We start from the raw sequence: 15,371 nt of genomic DNA, 5'->3' as shown, positions 1-15,371 counted from the left end.
AGCTAACGCACGATCATTACTTTTAAGACCTGAGTTTCGAAGGTTTCTAAATCCGAAAGCATAATTAAATACACCCCGGAAGCCACATCATTATTCGCCAGGTTTTTTCCATTCCAATAGGCCGTACCGCCATCGATCTCAAGGTTATAGCCACTGTATCGGTCATTGATCCGGGACTGTGCTTCGGTTACTAAATTCCCTTCGATATCGGTTATCTTGATATTTATATCATCTGAAAGTCCCACGATCTTTATTTTGTCCTGAGCCATATTAAATCCGGGGCGCACCGGATTAGGGTACACATAAGCATTTGCAAGATCATTGGCAGGTCCGGAACTTCCCGAATCAAAAGACACCAACCCTTTTGGGGTCGCGATATATACTTCACCATTGGAGCTATTGAGGCTTATATCGTTAATGCGATTGGAAGGCAATGGCGAATTATCTGTTGTAAAATGATAAATGGTTTTCTGCCCGTCTGAGGAGAAATAGAAAAGGCCCGAATTATCAGTTCCGATCCATTTATTATTACCGCCGTCAACCTCAATGTCTGTTATAAATTGCTGAAATAACAGTTCTTTGGCAATGCCATCTTCTTTAATAATAATATTATCAACTTGAGGATTTGAATTTGTAAAAAAATCACTTGGATTATAGAGAACCCGCAGTCCTTTATAAGTCCCTATCCATAGTTGGTTACGTTTATCGATTGCAAGTGCAGTAACATAGGTATCTGGCATATTCTGTTCATCGCTCACAATATTTTTTATTTGCGGTGACCCGCTATCGGTTTTAACGGCAATAACGCCATAATTAAAACTTGCTATCCACTTGGTTTGATCGCTGTCTATTACTAAATCTGAAAACCCCAAATTACTCCCGAATTCTGCAGGAATTATATCTTTAAAACTGAATGACTGCCATTGGTTACTTGTTGGGTTATATGATTTTAGCGGGGCATTGATTAAACTTGTAAGCGTCCATAAAAGTCCATTAGAATCAAACTCTGAAGCTCCAACCCGAATATCGGTGTAACTGGGATCATTAGGTAATTGAAGCGATTCAAGCCCGCTGTTACTTTCATTGTATAAAACTACCGGTAAACCATCTTCAAATTTTAATAAACCACTAAAAAAAGAACTGATAAACACCTGGTTATTATTTTCGGGATTCACGGAAATAAAATTTAAAGATTTGGCATCGAAAAGTTCAGTATACGGTGTATTTGTCCACGAATTATTATCATAATAACTCACACCGCGACTATTCAAAGGGTAAGGATTTAAAGTTACACTATATTCTCCAAAAGTTACCCAAAGGCCATTAGGTATGGTTTGTAATTTAAATGGGGAATTCAATAAAGGTCCATCCGGGTGAATTTCGATAAAAATGGTTGGATTGGGATAGTTTGTACTGAGTACCCCAAAATCCTTTGTTCCTATAAACATTTCATTCCCTAAAATGGTCGCCGACTGAAAAATGGTATTAAAATCAGAACTTACATTTACCTGTGATTGTAAATTAAAATTAGCATCGTAAGCATAAACTATACTTTTGGTCGTTACAAGTAATACTCCGTTCGCCGCCTTAACCTCTGAAGGTAAATTGGTATACGATGCAACTTCACTCAACACATCATTATTTATCTTGTATAGACTTCTATTATTTCGAAGTGTATATAATTGATCCTGAACAACATCCATTTGTAAATAATCGCCGGTCGTGACGGTTTGCCAATTGTTATAATCGACCAGGTTAGGACTCGTAACCAAAGCCTTTTTTATGCCATTATTGTTAGAGCAGGCGGCATAAATATAATCCCCAAGAATAGCGGTTTCATTCACGATGATCTGTTCTCCGGAACTTCCAATAAAATAGGTGTCGCCAAATTCTAAACGTTCCAAATTAAATACAGAGATTCCAAAATTAGTAGACACATAAACCACATTACCATAAGGATCGAAATGATTGATGCGCTTCGCATTTTGCGGAATGGTAATTTTATCGACAATATCTACCACACTCAAAACCTTATCATCATTATCAAAAACCACTTCCATTAATCCATTTGAATATCCTATCAGAAGTAATCCGTAATCGACACTATAGTAAACACTGGAGATCGTTTCTCCCGAAAGTCCGTTAATCGTGGTAATTTGTTCCGTAGCATTCGTTTGTGGATCATAAGTGAAGATCGCGTTATCGGCAACCGCATATATCTTATTATTTCCCTGAATGACCTGAGATACATTATAAAATGAAAAATGTCCCGTCCACGACGCAGAGAAATCCTGAGCAACCCCCGAAAATGAAAAGGCAAAAAAAAGGAGTATGAGAGATTTTTTGATCATGACACAGTCTTACAGTCAAATATATTTATAACTAACGAGTTTTAATTCAAAAAATTTTTATTTCATAAAAAAAGCCCTCTGATTTCCAGAAGGCTTTTGATTTATTCGAATTGGATACTTAAACAATTCCCTGGGCAAGCATGGCATCAGCCACTTTTACAAAGCCGGCGATATTTGCACCGCGAACATAATCGATGTATCCATCCTCGTCTTTACCATATTCTATACACGATTTATGGATATCAGACATGATCTCTTTCAATTTATTATCAACTTCTTCACGCGTCCAACGGTAGCGTAAAGAGTTTTGTGTCATTTCCAAACCAGAAGTTGCAACGCCACCTGCATTAGAGGCCTTACCAGGAGCAAAAAGGATTTTCGCTTTTTGGAAGGTATGCATAGCATCTTTTGTTGAAGGCATGTTAGCACCTTCACTTACGCAGATACAGCCATTTTTCAACAAGGTTTTGGCATCATCTTGATTAAGTTCGTTTTGCGTAGCACAAGGTAAAGCTACATCACACGGCACACCCCATGGTGTTTTACCTTCGTGATATTTAGCATTTGGATATTTATCCAAATATTCCTTAATGCGGGTACGTTTTTCATTTTTAAGATGCATCACATATTTAAGTTTTTCAGCATCGATGCCAGCTTCATCATGAATAAATCCTGAAGAATCAGAAAGCGTTAATACTTTTCCGCCCAACTGGATCACTTTTTCTGCAGCATATTGTGCTACGTTACCAGACCCGGAGATCACCACATTTTTTCCTTTAAAATTGTCGCCTCGTGTTTCCAGCATTTTTTCAGCAAAATACACGGCACCGTAACCGGTAGCTTCAGGACGAATTAATGAACCACCCCAAGACATCCCTTTTCCGGTAAGTACTCCGGTAAATTCATTTCTCAATTTCTTATACATCCCAAAAAGGAAACCGATTTCACGTGCACCAACGCCAATATCCCCGGCAGGAATATCCGTATTAGGACCAATATGACGGAATAATTCACTCATAAAGGAATGACAAAAACGCATGATCTCATTATCACTTTTCCCTTTAGGATCGAAATCACTACCACCTTTACCACCGCCCATTGGGAGTGTAGTTAAACTATTTTTAAAAACCTGCTCGAAGGCCAGGAATTTTAAGATACTCATATTCACAGTAGGATGAAAACGCAATCCGCCTTTATAAGGCCCGATAGCAGAATTCATCTGTACACGATAGCCACGATTCACCTGGATCTCTCCTTCATCATCAACCCAACAAACGCGGAACTGAATAACACGCTCAGGTTCTACCATACGAAGAAGAATATTTTTTCCGTAATATATTTCGTGTTGAACGATATAAGGAATTACTGTTTCAGCAACTTCCTCAACGGCTTGTAAGAACTCCGGTTCGTCTCCGTTTCGTTCTCTAACCATATCTAAAAAGGTCTCAATATTTTCTATCATTGAAATAAAATTAGAAATTTTACAATTATTCGGTGCAAATATACGATATCTTCAATTATTAAGGTCTTTTTTTTTGAATTTCGTAATATTAAATACGCAGATTTTTAAAGCCAGAATTTCGTTTTTTTAGCCTAATGCCTGGTTAAGATCATCGATCAGATCGTCAACATCTTCAATACCAACACTCAAGCGGATGAGTGAATCGACTACCCCGGTTTTCTCACGAACCTCCCTGGGTATACTGGCATGCGTCATGCTCGCCGGATGACCGGCTAAAGATTCAACGCCACCAAGTGATTCAGCTAATGTAAAGACCTTTAGATTTTCCACCATTTTTATGGCTTGTTCATAATCATTGCCTTTGGTAGTGAACGATAACATTCCGCCAAAATCACGCATTTGTTTTTTAGCTATGTCGTGATTTGGGTGACTTTCGAAACCGGGCCAATAAACCTTTTCAACTTTGGGGTGTTTTGCCAAAAATTCGGCGACCGCTTTCCCATTCTCGCAATGGCGTTGCATACGAACATGAAGTGTTTTTATGCCGCGTAACACCAAAAAGCTGTCTTGTGGCCCGCAAACCGCACCGCTGGCATTTTGAATAAAATACAATTTGTCGGCCAGGTCTTTATCTTTAACCACCAGGGCTCCCATAACCACGTCACTGTGTCCGCCAAGATATTTTGTAGCCGAGTGCATTACAATATCTGCACCCAGATCTAACGGGTTTTGTAAATAGGGCGTGGCGAAGGTATTATCAACCCCCAACATAACCTGATGCTTTTTAGCAATTTTGGCTGCAGCCTCAATATCAATAATGTTCATCATCGGGTTGGTAGGCGTTTCTACCCAAATGAGTTTGGTGTTTTCATTGATGTAGTTTTCAATATTATTGGCGTCCGCCATACCAATAAAATGAAACTTAATACCAAAATCCTGAAAGATCTTAGTAAACAAACGGAAGGAGCCTCCATAAAGGTCGTTTGTAGAAACCACTTCATCACCAGGTTTTAGGAGTTTTATCACAGCGTCAATGGCTGCCAGACCGGAAGCAAAAGCCAGCCCATAATTTCCGTTTTCAATGCTGGCAAAAGCCTTCTCCAAAGCAGTTCTGGTGGGGTTCCCACTTCGTGAATATTCATACCCCTGATGCCCTCCGGGCGTGCTTTGGGCATACGTTGAGGTTTGATAAATAGGTGGCATCACAGCCCCATAGGCCTTATCGTGTTCCTGACCACCGTGGATGGTTTTGGTGTTGAATTTCATAAATTATATTTAGTTTTTTACGGCACGTATCAAGGCCATGATATACCCCAAATGCAGTCCTTCGTGAAACAAAGCAAATTGCAAAGCATCATCTACAGATTTCAAAGTATTGCCTGTTGTTGATACGGTATATTCCTGAAAATTATTGAACGCTCCTTTTTGATAATCACTTTCCAGAGTGCTTAGGGTAGATTTCAAAAGTTCCTTGATCTCATCAACCTCAGCCTGAGATACAGGCCCTTCGGGTTTAGAGCCCTTTTGGTATTTAGCTACCATAGCGTCACTAACATGCATAGGAAGACCTGACAATTTATAGCATAAAATCTGAGAAGTAACCAAAACATGACCAATATTCCAGATGATGTTGTTATTGTAGCCTTTTGGAATCTTGTTCAAGGTTTCTAAAGAGCATTTTTCAAGGTACTGTTGGAAGTACGGACGGATGTTTGTAAAAACATCAAAAGTGAATGTCATAGTCTTATTTTTTTAGTGAATTATCCTTTTTAAAGCTGAAAATTAATGGTATTTTGGGTCATATAAAAACGAAAATGAAAAAAGTATACTATTTAAAAACCTGTAATACCTGTACCAGAATTATAAAAGAGCTGAATCTGGGATCAGACTTTATTTTTCAAGATATTAAAAGTGAGCCGATTACCGTAAAACAATTGGAGCAAATGCAGGCATTGGCAGGCAGCTATGAAGCTTTATTTAGCAAACGGGCCAAACTTTACAAGGAAATGGATTTAAAGAACCAGAATCTGAGTGAACGGGATTTTAAACATTATATTCTGGAGCATTATACATTTTTAAGTCGCCCCGTGATCATTATTGATGATAGCATTTTTATTGGCAGTGCCAAGAAAACGGTTGAGGCTGCGAAGGGAAGGCTTTCCTAAATTTTCACTATTTTAGCTTCATCCTAAAAAATTAAAATTCAATTATTTACAAACTAATTGAGCCTAAGATGACGATCACAGCCAAACACGACCAGCGCATCGCAAATATGACCTTTGCTTCAGTTTATCCGCATTACCTTACCAAAATCGAGAAAAAGGAGCGAACCAAAGCGGAACTGCATCAGGTTATTGAATGGCTTACCGGATTCGATGATCAAAAACTTCAGGAATTAATAGCTGAAAAAGTAACTTTTGAAGACTTTTTTAAACAAGCCAAACTAAACCCGAATGCCCAATTAATAACAGGAATGATCTGTGGCTATCGGATTGAGGACATTGAAACGCCACTCACCAAACAGGTTCGATATCTCGATAAATTAGTTGATGAATTAGCTAAAGGGCGAAAAATGGAAAAGATTTTAAGAACATAAATAATTACGGGGATGCTGAAAACCGATAGAGTAAGCTAATATTTAAACAACCACCGATGAATTTAGTAGTACTGTATCCACAACCCCAAGATGCCGACCAATTTGAAAAAGATTATGCTGCCCACATGAAATTACTTCATGAAAAAACAGGGATTCCTAATGATGCCAAACCGTATACCGTAACTAAATTTTTGGCCGGACCTGACGGTAATCCACCATTCTACAGAATGTTCAATATGCCTTTTGAATCTGCTGAAGCACTTCAGGCAGCAATGGCTTCACCGGGCATGCAAGAAGTTGCTGCAGATGCACATCGTATTTCAAGTGGTGGTGCACCAACAATTTTAATTGGTCAATCAAATTAGATACCGTTAAAATCATAACTTTGCCTGGTCATGAAGGTGTCGTAATAATCATTTCTCGTCATTTTAATGTAAACACAAAAGTCTCTGATTGAAGCCCGCTGAAACATGAACAAAACCACATTTGAAATTTCAAAAATGGATTGTCCTTCCGAGGAAAATCTTATTCGCATGTCATTAGATGGTATTTCCGGTATTGCCCATTTGGAGTTTGATATTCCCAACAGAATACTCGAGGTATACCATAAAGATGATAGTCTTCCCATTGAAAACGCTATCCGTAATCTCAATTTAGGCGATAAAAAAATTAAAACCGAAGCAGCTGAAGCACTAGCTTTTGAAGAACATACAAATCAGCGCAAATTACTTTGGACGGTTCTCGGTATTAATTTTGCCTTTTTTATTATTGAAATGACCACAGGGGTTATTTCCAGTTCCATGGGATTGGTTGCTGATAGTCTGGATATGTTGGCCGACAGTTTTGTTTACGGTTTAAGTTTAATGGCCGTTGGCGGAACCATATTTAGAAAAAAGCAGATTGCTAAACTTGCCGGTTATTTTCAAATGGCGCTTGCCATTATTGGTTTTGTTGAGATTTTAAGACGCTTTTTTGGTTATGAAAGTCTTCCAAACTTTAAGACCATGATCATCGTTTCTATTTTTGCCTTGATCGCCAATGCTATTTGTTTGTATTTGATGCAGAAATCGAAAAGCAAAGAAGAAGCGCACATGAAAGCGAGTATGATCTTCACCTCAAACGATGTGATCATTAATTTGGGCGTTTTGTCAGCAGGATTTCTCGTGCACTGGTTAAATTCAGGAATGCCGGACCTCATCATCGGAACTATAGTTTTTGTTCTGGTTCTTCAGGGTGCTTTCAGAATATTAAAGTTGAGTAAATAAACATCGCTGTTTTGGAGGTACTTTTGAGATTTTCCGGCCATCGTTTTCGGTTGCTGAAATTAGTACTTACCTTCGTAATCCGTATTATTTAATATTCCTGCAACTGAGATGCAATTAAGCCTAATCGTACTTCAAATCAAGCATAGTTTCGAAATTAGTGACTTGTCCAAGATTACGATTTTGATCATTGGCGCAACGGTAGGATTTCTTTCCGGTTTATTAGGCAAAGGCGGAAGCGCCGTTACAACTCCGGCCCTTCAAATTTTTGCAGGGATTAATCCTTTTGCTGCTTTAGCCTCTCCGCTTCCGGCTACCTTACCCACAACCATTTCAGCCTCTATCGCTTACAACAAAGAAAAGCTTATCAATAAAAAAGTCGTTCTTGTTTGCATATTATTAGGTATTCCAGCTACTTTGATAGGGTCCTTTTACAGCCATTGGTTGGGAGGTGAGACATTGATGATTTTAACAGGTCTCTTTGTCCTCGCTTTGGGGCTTTCTTTTTTTGTTGGAAAACCCATTCCTGAATCCGATAAAATTACGATCATTAGATTATGGAAGGTTATTACCGTAGCCTTACCCGTTGGATTTTTGGCAGGTTTGCTAGCCAATAGCGGTGGTGTATTATTCGGACCCTTGTTTATTCGTTACCTGAAAATGCCTACCAAACAAGCTTTAGCTTCCAGTCTTCTGGTAGCAGCAGGACTCGCCATTCCCGGAACTATTGCGCATTGGTATTTAGGTCATATCGACTGGGAAGTCGTTTTGCTTTTATCGGTCAGTTCTATTCCATTTTCTTATTTGGGAGCTAAACTGGCTATCCATCTTAAAAGTATCATCCTGGAGCGCATTTTCGGGTTTATGCTAATCGTTTTTGGGGCCTTCGACCTATGGTACAATCTGGTTTATCTATAAAAAATATCCAAAATGTAGTATCTTTAAAACATGAGATTCCACCTGCTATTACTACTGATCATAAACCTCACTTTTTACAGTTGTAAAAATAAATTCATTGATTTTAATAATACTCAGGAAGACTACCCGATCATCCCAAAACCAGCCTCTTTACAAATATTGAAAGGGCGCTTTGTGATGGATGAAAATACCAGAATCTTTGGAAATTCAGACCTTGAATTTGAAGGTAATTTTTTAGCTCAATTACTTCGTCAACAAACTGGTGTAAGCATACCCTTTGATACCCAAAAGAACGGCAATATCCTTTTAAAGCTTGATTCTTCAATCCAGAATAAAGAGGCCTATATTCTTTCAATTCAACCTGAAATTATCATCATTTCAGGTAAAACCTCAGCAGGAATATTTTACGGCATTCAAAGTTTATGTCAATTGATTTCCAATCAAAATGAAACAATCACAATACCGGCAACCCTTATTAAAGATAAGCCTCGTTTTGCTTATCGCGGAATGCATTTAGATGTTGCCCGACATTTTTTCCCACCTGAATTTATCAAGCGTTATATTGATTTTTTGGCCTTACATAAAATGAATCGATTTCACTGGCATCTTACCGATGATCAGGGTTGGCGTATCGAAATAAAAAAATATCCCAAACTCACCGATATTGGTGGCTGGAGAAACGGTACTATCAAAGGACATTTCCCCGGAACGACCAATGATAATCAGAGATATGGAGGTTTTTATTCTCAGAAAGAAATTAAAGATATTATTGGTTACGCGGCTTCCAGACATATTACTATAATTCCTGAAATTGAACTTCCGGGGCACAGTAGCGCGGCCATTGCGGCGTATCCGTTTTTGAGTTGTTTTCCTAAAGAACCTACTATAATACCCAATAATATGATCTCCAAAGTTTCTAAAATTCAACAAAACGAAGGACAACCTAAAATTGTGCAGGAAACCTGGGGTGTTTTTAATGATGTGTATTGCGCCGGAAAGGAAGAAACATTCACTTTTGTTGAAAATGTGCTTCTAGAGGTTATGGACCTTTTCCCTTCAAAATACATTCATATCGGAGGCGACGAATGTCCGAAAGGTAATTGGAAACGCTGTCCTCAATGTCAAAAAAGAATGAAGGAACTCGGCTTGGCTGATGAACACGAACTTCAAAGCTATTTTATTCAACGCGTTGAAAAATTTGTTAATAGTAAAGGAAAACAGATCATTGGCTGGGATGAAATTCTTGAAGGGGGTTTGGCTCCTAATGCTACCGTGATGTCCTGGCGAGGAAATAGAGGTGGTATTGCAGCGGCTAAAGAGAATCACGATGTCATTATGAGTCCAAATTCCCATTGTTATTTCGATCATTACCAATCAAAAAATAAAGACACCGAACCTTTGGCAATTGGTGGCTATTTACCCATAGAAAAAGTATATGCTTTCAACCCGGTTCCTGATGAACTTGACGGCCATAAACATCAATTTATTCTTGGAGGTCAGGCGAATTTATGGACGGAATATATTACAAGCCAATCGCAAGCCGAATATATGCTTTTTCCCAGGATGACGGCATTGTCAGAAGTTTTGTGGACATCTCCTGATCAAAAGAACTGGGGTGATTTTAAATGGCGTTTGAAGCAATTTAAGAGTTTATACGAAGCCTGGAATATTAATTATTGTAAGCATGTGTTTGCGGATTAAAACAGATCCCATTCATGGCGTTGAAGCTTTTGATTCAAAGAACTTAAAGCCTTATTTTTTAATTAAAAATTATTCCTTGGCTAAACCAAAAAAAACTCATTTTCAATTCAAAAAAAAACTATCTTTAGTTTGGGTAAATCCAAAAACGAAACTGTAAAATCCAATACTATTTTTTAAAACTTTTCAACTTGATTCATCCTCACACAGAACTACAATTTATCAGTAGTGAAATAGGATATGGCGTTGTTGCCACTAAATTCATTCCGGCGGGTACTATTACATGGGTTTTAGATAAATTGGATCGAGAATTTACACCTCTGGAAATTCAAAATTTAGACCCTATTTACCAAAACATCCTAGACACCTATACCTATCGCAACAATCAAGGCAACATGGTATTATGCTGGGATAATGGTCGGTATGTAAATCACAGCTTTAACTCAAACTGCCTATCGACAGCTTATGATTTTGAAATTGCCGTTAGAGATATCCGGATAGGAGAACAATTAACCGATGATTATGGCTACCTTAATATTTCTGCTCCTTTTAAAGGGGTTAATGAAGGCACCAAACGAAAAACGGTTTATCCGGACGATCTTTTAAAATATTTTAAAGTTTGGGATAAAAAGATCGAAAAAGTATTTCCAAAAATTAGCGCTTTAGACCAACCTTTATGGCAAATACTAGCTCCAAAAGTCCAGAATCAAATTGAAAAGATTTTAAAAAAAGAAGAGCCTTTGGCATCTATTCTTACCAATTATTACAAAAAGGAAGATACATATCATTAAAAGTCACTGATTAAAAAGATTTAACATTCAAGCCTTTATGAGGAAAGCCTTTTCGGTAAATATCCGGCTTCAGCCATAAAGGTTAAAAAGCATTATCTTTATCTCGTATTAGCATTCCAAAAAAAATCAAAGAATATTTCATGGCGATACTTAAAAAAATCCTTCTTTCTCTGGCAGGCATTCTTCAGGTTTATTTTCTATCCGCTCAGGATCTTTATAAACGTCAGCCCTTAGCCAATGTTCAGGCCTACGATTTCCATGTAACGCTTAATGATTCTACTAACGTAATCCAAGGTGAAGCTTTGGTAACTGTTGATCTTAAAGCAGAGGCTAACTCTTTTTCTTTAGATCTTATTAAAAAAACAGGATTATATGGTATGACGGTAACGGGTGTTTTCGAGCAGGATCAACCGGTTGATTATACCTTTTCAAATAATAGAATTGTAATTCCTATGAGTTCCGGCGAATCAAAGCAAAGAATCTTCAAAATTGCATATCACGGCATGGCAGAAAAAGGTTTGGTAATAAGTACCACAAAATTTGGTCAGCGTTCCTTTTTTGGTGATAACTGGCCCAACCTAGCTCGTTATTGGTTACCATGTGTGGATCACCCCTATGATAAAGCTACGGTAAGTTTTGAGGTTACGGCACCGGAATGTTACGATGTGGTTGCTACCGGAAAAAAAATTCAGGAAAGCAATCTTGGTAATGGTTACAAACTCACCGTTTATCGAGAACCGGCTCCTGTTGCAACTAAAGTGGTTACTATAGGCGTCACCAAATTTGCCTCAACGCTGCTTGGTTCCGTTGATAATATTCCGGTAACGGCCTGGGTGTATCCTGAAAACCGTTTGGAAGGTTTTTCAGATTATGCCGTGGCTGTTGATGTTTTAAAATATTTCACTAAAGAGATCGGGCCGTTTCCCTGGGCAAAACTTGCTAATGTACAAGCTAAAACCCAATGGGGTGGTTTAGAAAACGCCGGAACAATTACCTATCCCGAACGCTCTGTAACCGGGAAGAATACCTATGAACAAACTATTGCGCACGAAATTGCGCATCAATGGTTTGGAGATTCAGTAACGGAAAACAGCTGGAATCAGGTTTGGCTAAGTGAAGGTTTTGCTACCTACTTTGCTGTTTTATTTCAGGAATCGGTTTACGGCGATGAAAAACGCAAAGCTGAACTGGAAATAGACCGACAAGAAATTATAGACTATTTTAAAGAAAATCCTTCACCGGTAGTAGATAACACCATTAAAGATCCTTTCAAGGTATTGAGCGTGAACACGTATCAAAAAGGAGGTTGGGTATTGAATATGCTGCGCCATAAATTTGGCAATGAAACCTTCTGGAACGGGATTCGGTTATATTATAAAACCTACAAAGACACTAATGTTTCCACAACAGATTTCAGAACGATCATGGAAAAAGTATCCGGCCAGAACCTTGAACATTTCTTTGAAGAATGGATCTTCAATAAAGGATATCCGGAGCTACAATGGGATTGGACCTTCTCTCAGGGTAAATTAAAACTTCATATTAATCAGTTACAGACCTATTATACGTTCCGTTTTCCTGTTGACATAGGCATCGTTCAAGGAAACAAAATGACCTTAAAAACCGTTCAGATCGATGCTGCTAAGAATACCTTCGAAATGGATCTAAATTCGAAACCAGATGCAGTTATTTTGGATCCTGAGACCTGGTTGTTATATGAAGATAAGAACAAATGAATTTTTTAAAGTCATTATGCCCAAATATCATTCTTTTTTTGTCATAATATTTCTAGCTTCTACCCTGGTATTCGGACAAGAAAAGAATGGCAATTCCTCCAAAAAGGTTTATCACGTTTTATTCGTTGGAAATAGCCTAACATATATCAACAATCTTCCGGAACTTGTAAAAAACCAGGCTGCTTTGAGAGGAATTTCTGTTGATTATACGCTTTTGGCTTTTCCGGATTACGCCATTATTGACCATTGGAAAGATGGTAAAGTTCAAAAATTAATATCTAGCCAAAATTTTGATTTTGTAATCATTCAACAGGGACCTTCCTCTCAAAATGAAGGTCGGGAAATGCTCCTGAATGATGGCCAAAAATACAGTGAACTCTGCCAATTGAATCATGCTAAATTATGCTACTTTATGGTTTGGCCGGCTTTGACTTACTATCATACTTTCAACAAAGTGATCGGGAATTATTCCGATGCTGCTAAAAAAAATCATGCTTTATTGCTTCCTGTTGGCAAGGTTTGGAAAACTCATTTTGATGACACCAGTAATTTCGACTATTACGGGTCGGACGGATTTCATCCCTCTTTGAAGGGAAGTCAAGTAGCTGCGAAAATCATTGTGGAAAATTTGTTCTTTTCAAAATAATGGCACAAACCTTGTAAACACGTTATAAAAACAACATCCTTATGAAATATCTTATCACAATTTTCAGCCTATTTTTCGTGTTGAGCTGCCAAAGTCAGTCGGCAGTCACCAATTCAAATTCAAGTTTTAAAACTATTATGCTGTGCTCTACAGGCGAGGTGGAAACACGTCCCGATATGGCGAGCTTTAACATTAATTTGAGTTGTTTGGATAAATCAATTGAAATATCAAAAAACTGTTTGGTAGACCAATCAAATGCTTTAATGAGAACCATAAAAAGTTTTGGAATTCCGGAGGATGATATTTTAACGACCTCTGTAAATTTGAATAAAAGTTATACCTGGGTAAATAATTCAAAGGTTTTTGAAGGTTATAGAAGTAGCACTTCAATTTATGTCACTGTAAAAGATCTGAAAAAACTCGATACCATGTATACTGCTTTATTGGGTAATGAAAATCTGGATCTTAGCGGATTGAGTTACTCGCATTCAAAAATGGATGAATTAAAAAATGATGCTTATGTAAATGCCCTTCAGAAAGCCAATTTACTGGCAGATAGATTACTTCAAAACCTACCGGAATCTAAAAAGGAAATTTTAAAAATAGGTAACGTTCAAATTTCTGCAACACAACCTCAGAATAATGCTAAAGCGCTGGCTGAAAACGATCGTGCTGCCTTTTCAGCATCAAATCAACCTGTAGCAATAAGTACCGGTATGGTTAAAGTGCGGGCCACACTTTTTGTAGAGTATCAAATTAAATAAGTGCTATGCCATTTAAATAGATGTATTAAGGCATAAATTTTTGATTTTGAAAATACTATCTTTAGACTTCAGGCGGATCACCAAAACCGTTAACCTGAAGCTATTAGTATTATGAAAATTGCCGTATTTAACACCAAATCCTATGATCAGGATTATTTTGAAAATTACAACAAAAATTATCACTTCGACTTTACTTTTTTAGAATCAGCACTGAATGAAAAAACAGCACAAATCACATCCGGATTTGATGCTGTTTGTGTTTTTGTGAATGATGTAGTAAATAAAGAAACTATCAAGATTTTAGCTGAAAACGGAATCAGGCTGATTGCCTTGCGCTGTGCCGGTTACAACAATGTTGATCTTGAAGCTGCTCGGGAAGCTCATATTAAAGTGGTGAGGGTTCCGGCCTACTCTCCGGAGGCTGTTGCCGAACATGCCATGGCCCTAATCCTGACCCTGAATCGAAAAACGCATAAGGCCTACAATCGGGTTCGTGAGGGTAATTTTTCATTGAAGAATCTTATAGGTTTTAACATACACGGAAAAACACTTGGCGTTATAGGTACAGGTCAAATAGGTGCTGCATTTTGTCATGTGGCTCAAGGTTTCGGAGTTCAGATTTTAGCTTTCGACATTAACGAAAATCAAGCTTTAAAAGACCTGGGAGTAACTTTTGTAAGTCTGAAAGAACTGTTTAAAAAATCTGATATCATTTCACTTCACTGTCCTTTAAATGTGCATACCAAACATATCATAAACAAATCTTCAATAGCAGAAATGAAAGAGGGCGTTATGATTATCAATACTAGTCGCGGGGCGCTTATAGATACTAATGATGTTATCGATGGTTTGATAAATAATAAAATTGGTTATTTGGGTATCGATGTTTACGAGCAGGAAGAAAATCTCTTTTTCGAAGATCATTCCGAGCATATTATTAAAGACGAAACGATTTTAAGATTAATGAGTTTCCCAAATGTTTTAATTACGTCGCATCAAGCCTTTTTTACTCAGGAAGCCATGGACAAGATTACTACCACAACCCTGGATAATATTAAAAGTTTTAAAGAAGGAGCGGTTTTAAAAAACGAAGTAAAAACATAATTTATAGTATATTGAAAAAGAATAATCGCATTTTCGCTAACAA

15 protein-coding genes are annotated in these 15,371 nt (G+C 37.7%); 11 read left to right on the top strand and 4 right to left on the bottom strand.

Translation table 11 applies throughout. The features are described from left to right. Nucleotides 1-2 precede the first annotated feature (2 nt). From porZ to ABD682_RS04490, 4 genes are all read right to left on the bottom strand, one after another. On the bottom strand, nt 3-2,351 hold the full coding sequence (gene porZ, locus ABD682_RS04505; protein WP_344739494.1) for a type IX secretion system anionic LPS delivery protein PorZ: 2,349 nt from the start codon (nt 2,349-2,351) through the stop codon (nt 3-5). A 118-nt stretch (nt 2,352-2,469) separates the two neighbouring features. After that, nucleotides 2,470-3,813 carry an NADP-specific glutamate dehydrogenase gene (gene gdhA / locus ABD682_RS04500; RefSeq protein ID WP_344739492.1) on the bottom strand — a complete coding sequence of 448 codons (1,344 nt, stop codon included), beginning with the start codon at nt 3,811-3,813 and terminating at the stop codon, nt 2,470-2,472. Nucleotides 3,814-3,939: 126 nt separating this feature from the next. After that, entirely contained in the window at nt 3,940-5,079 is a 1,140-nt protein-coding gene (locus ABD682_RS04495; protein ID WP_344739490.1) for a cystathionine gamma-synthase, read from the bottom strand. Nucleotides 5,080-5,088: 9 nt separating this feature from the next. Further along, nucleotides 5,089-5,553, bottom strand: a complete 465-nt coding sequence (locus ABD682_RS04490; RefSeq protein ID WP_344739488.1) for a DinB family protein — start codon at nt 5,551-5,553, stop codon at nt 5,089-5,091. Nucleotides 5,554-5,627: 74 nt separating this feature from the next. Between ABD682_RS04490 and ABD682_RS04485 the strand changes: the two genes are divergently transcribed. The 11 genes from ABD682_RS04485 to ABD682_RS04435 all read left to right on the top strand — a co-directional run bounded on the left by ABD682_RS04485 (nt 5,628) and on the right by ABD682_RS04435 (nt 15,328). After that, the gene (locus ABD682_RS04485) at nt 5,628-5,978 is read left to right on the top strand and encodes an arsenate reductase family protein (RefSeq protein WP_344739486.1); all 351 of its coding nucleotides are present in this window, start codon (nt 5,628-5,630) and stop codon (nt 5,976-5,978) included. Nucleotides 5,979-6,046: 68 nt separating this feature from the next. Continuing rightward, nucleotides 6,047-6,409, top strand: a complete 363-nt coding sequence (locus ABD682_RS04480) for a DUF2200 domain-containing protein (protein WP_344739484.1) — start codon at nt 6,047-6,049, stop codon at nt 6,407-6,409. A gap of 56 nt (nt 6,410-6,465) precedes the next feature. Then, nucleotides 6,466-6,774 (top strand): EthD family reductase, encoded by a 309-nt coding sequence (locus tag ABD682_RS04475; RefSeq protein ID WP_344739482.1) that lies wholly within the window; start codon nt 6,466-6,468, stop codon nt 6,772-6,774. Nucleotides 6,775-6,879: 105 nt separating this feature from the next. Then, nucleotides 6,880-7,674 (top strand): cation efflux transmembrane domain-containing protein, encoded by a 795-nt coding sequence (locus ABD682_RS04470; protein WP_344739480.1) that lies wholly within the window; start codon nt 6,880-6,882, stop codon nt 7,672-7,674. A gap of 108 nt (nt 7,675-7,782) precedes the next feature. Beyond that, complete coding sequence (locus ABD682_RS04465; protein WP_344739478.1) at nt 7,783-8,589, top strand: sulfite exporter TauE/SafE family protein; 807 nt, start codon at nt 7,783-7,785, stop codon at nt 8,587-8,589. A 30-nt stretch (nt 8,590-8,619) separates the two neighbouring features. After that, nucleotides 8,620-10,290 carry a beta-N-acetylhexosaminidase gene (locus ABD682_RS04460; RefSeq protein ID WP_344739475.1) on the top strand — a complete coding sequence of 557 codons (1,671 nt, stop codon included), beginning with the start codon at nt 8,620-8,622 and terminating at the stop codon, nt 10,288-10,290. A 188-nt stretch (nt 10,291-10,478) separates the two neighbouring features. Then, the gene (locus ABD682_RS04455) at nt 10,479-11,078 is read left to right on the top strand and encodes an SET domain-containing protein (RefSeq protein ID WP_344739473.1); all 600 of its coding nucleotides are present in this window, start codon (nt 10,479-10,481) and stop codon (nt 11,076-11,078) included. A gap of 140 nt (nt 11,079-11,218) precedes the next feature. Then, nucleotides 11,219-12,814, top strand: coding sequence for a M1 family metallopeptidase (locus tag ABD682_RS04450; RefSeq protein WP_344739471.1), 1,596 nt, complete (start codon nt 11,219-11,221; stop codon nt 12,812-12,814). 16 nt (nt 12,815-12,830) lie between these two features. Then, the gene (locus ABD682_RS04445) at nt 12,831-13,460 is read left to right on the top strand and encodes an SGNH/GDSL hydrolase family protein (protein ID WP_344739469.1); all 630 of its coding nucleotides are present in this window, start codon (nt 12,831-12,833) and stop codon (nt 13,458-13,460) included. Nucleotides 13,461-13,501: 41 nt separating this feature from the next. Further along, nucleotides 13,502-14,224: an SIMPL domain-containing protein gene (locus ABD682_RS04440; protein WP_344739467.1), complete on the top strand. Its 723-nt coding sequence runs from the start codon at nt 13,502-13,504 to the stop codon at nt 14,222-14,224. Between the two features lie 111 nt (nt 14,225-14,335). Beyond that, complete coding sequence (locus tag ABD682_RS04435; protein WP_344739465.1) at nt 14,336-15,328, top strand: 2-hydroxyacid dehydrogenase; 993 nt, start codon at nt 14,336-14,338, stop codon at nt 15,326-15,328. The last annotated feature ends 43 nt before the right edge of the window (nt 15,329-15,371 follow it).

The sequence above is a fragment of the Gaetbulibacter aestuarii genome (genome assembly GCF_039537665.1).
GTDB lineage: Bacteria > Bacteroidota > Bacteroidia > Flavobacteriales > Flavobacteriaceae > Gaetbulibacter_A > Gaetbulibacter_A aestuarii.
The sequence above is the reverse complement of the archived record's forward strand: the minus strand, read 5'-3'. Positions and strand labels throughout refer to the sequence as shown.

What these genes read in the sequence shown, in the direction of transcription:
- porZ (WP_344739494.1), bottom strand. Translation starts at nt 2,351, where the DNA reads ATGATCAAAAAATCTCTCATACTCCTTTTTTTTGCCTTTTCATTTTCG.
- gdhA (WP_344739492.1), bottom strand. Translation starts at nt 3,813, where the DNA reads ATGATAGAAAATATTGAGACCTTTTTAGATATGGTTAGAGAACGAAAC.
- ABD682_RS04495 (WP_344739490.1), bottom strand. Translation starts at nt 5,079, where the DNA reads ATGAAATTCAACACCAAAACCATCCACGGTGGTCAGGAACACGATAAG.
- ABD682_RS04490 (WP_344739488.1), bottom strand. Translation starts at nt 5,553, where the DNA reads ATGACATTCACTTTTGATGTTTTTACAAACATCCGTCCGTACTTCCAA.
- ABD682_RS04485 (WP_344739486.1), top strand. Translation starts at nt 5,628, where the DNA reads ATGAAAAAAGTATACTATTTAAAAACCTGTAATACCTGTACCAGAATT.
- ABD682_RS04480 (WP_344739484.1), top strand. Translation starts at nt 6,047, where the DNA reads ATGACGATCACAGCCAAACACGACCAGCGCATCGCAAATATGACCTTT.
- ABD682_RS04475 (WP_344739482.1), top strand. Translation starts at nt 6,466, where the DNA reads ATGAATTTAGTAGTACTGTATCCACAACCCCAAGATGCCGACCAATTT.
- ABD682_RS04470 (WP_344739480.1), top strand. Translation starts at nt 6,880, where the DNA reads ATGAACAAAACCACATTTGAAATTTCAAAAATGGATTGTCCTTCCGAG.
- ABD682_RS04465 (WP_344739478.1), top strand. Translation starts at nt 7,783, where the DNA reads ATGCAATTAAGCCTAATCGTACTTCAAATCAAGCATAGTTTCGAAATT.
- ABD682_RS04460 (WP_344739475.1), top strand. Translation starts at nt 8,620, where the DNA reads ATGAGATTCCACCTGCTATTACTACTGATCATAAACCTCACTTTTTAC.
- ABD682_RS04450 (WP_344739471.1), top strand. Translation starts at nt 11,219, where the DNA reads ATGGCGATACTTAAAAAAATCCTTCTTTCTCTGGCAGGCATTCTTCAG.
- ABD682_RS04445 (WP_344739469.1), top strand. Translation starts at nt 12,831, where the DNA reads ATGCCCAAATATCATTCTTTTTTTGTCATAATATTTCTAGCTTCTACC.
- ABD682_RS04440 (WP_344739467.1), top strand. Translation starts at nt 13,502, where the DNA reads ATGAAATATCTTATCACAATTTTCAGCCTATTTTTCGTGTTGAGCTGC.
- ABD682_RS04435 (WP_344739465.1), top strand. Translation starts at nt 14,336, where the DNA reads ATGAAAATTGCCGTATTTAACACCAAATCCTATGATCAGGATTATTTT.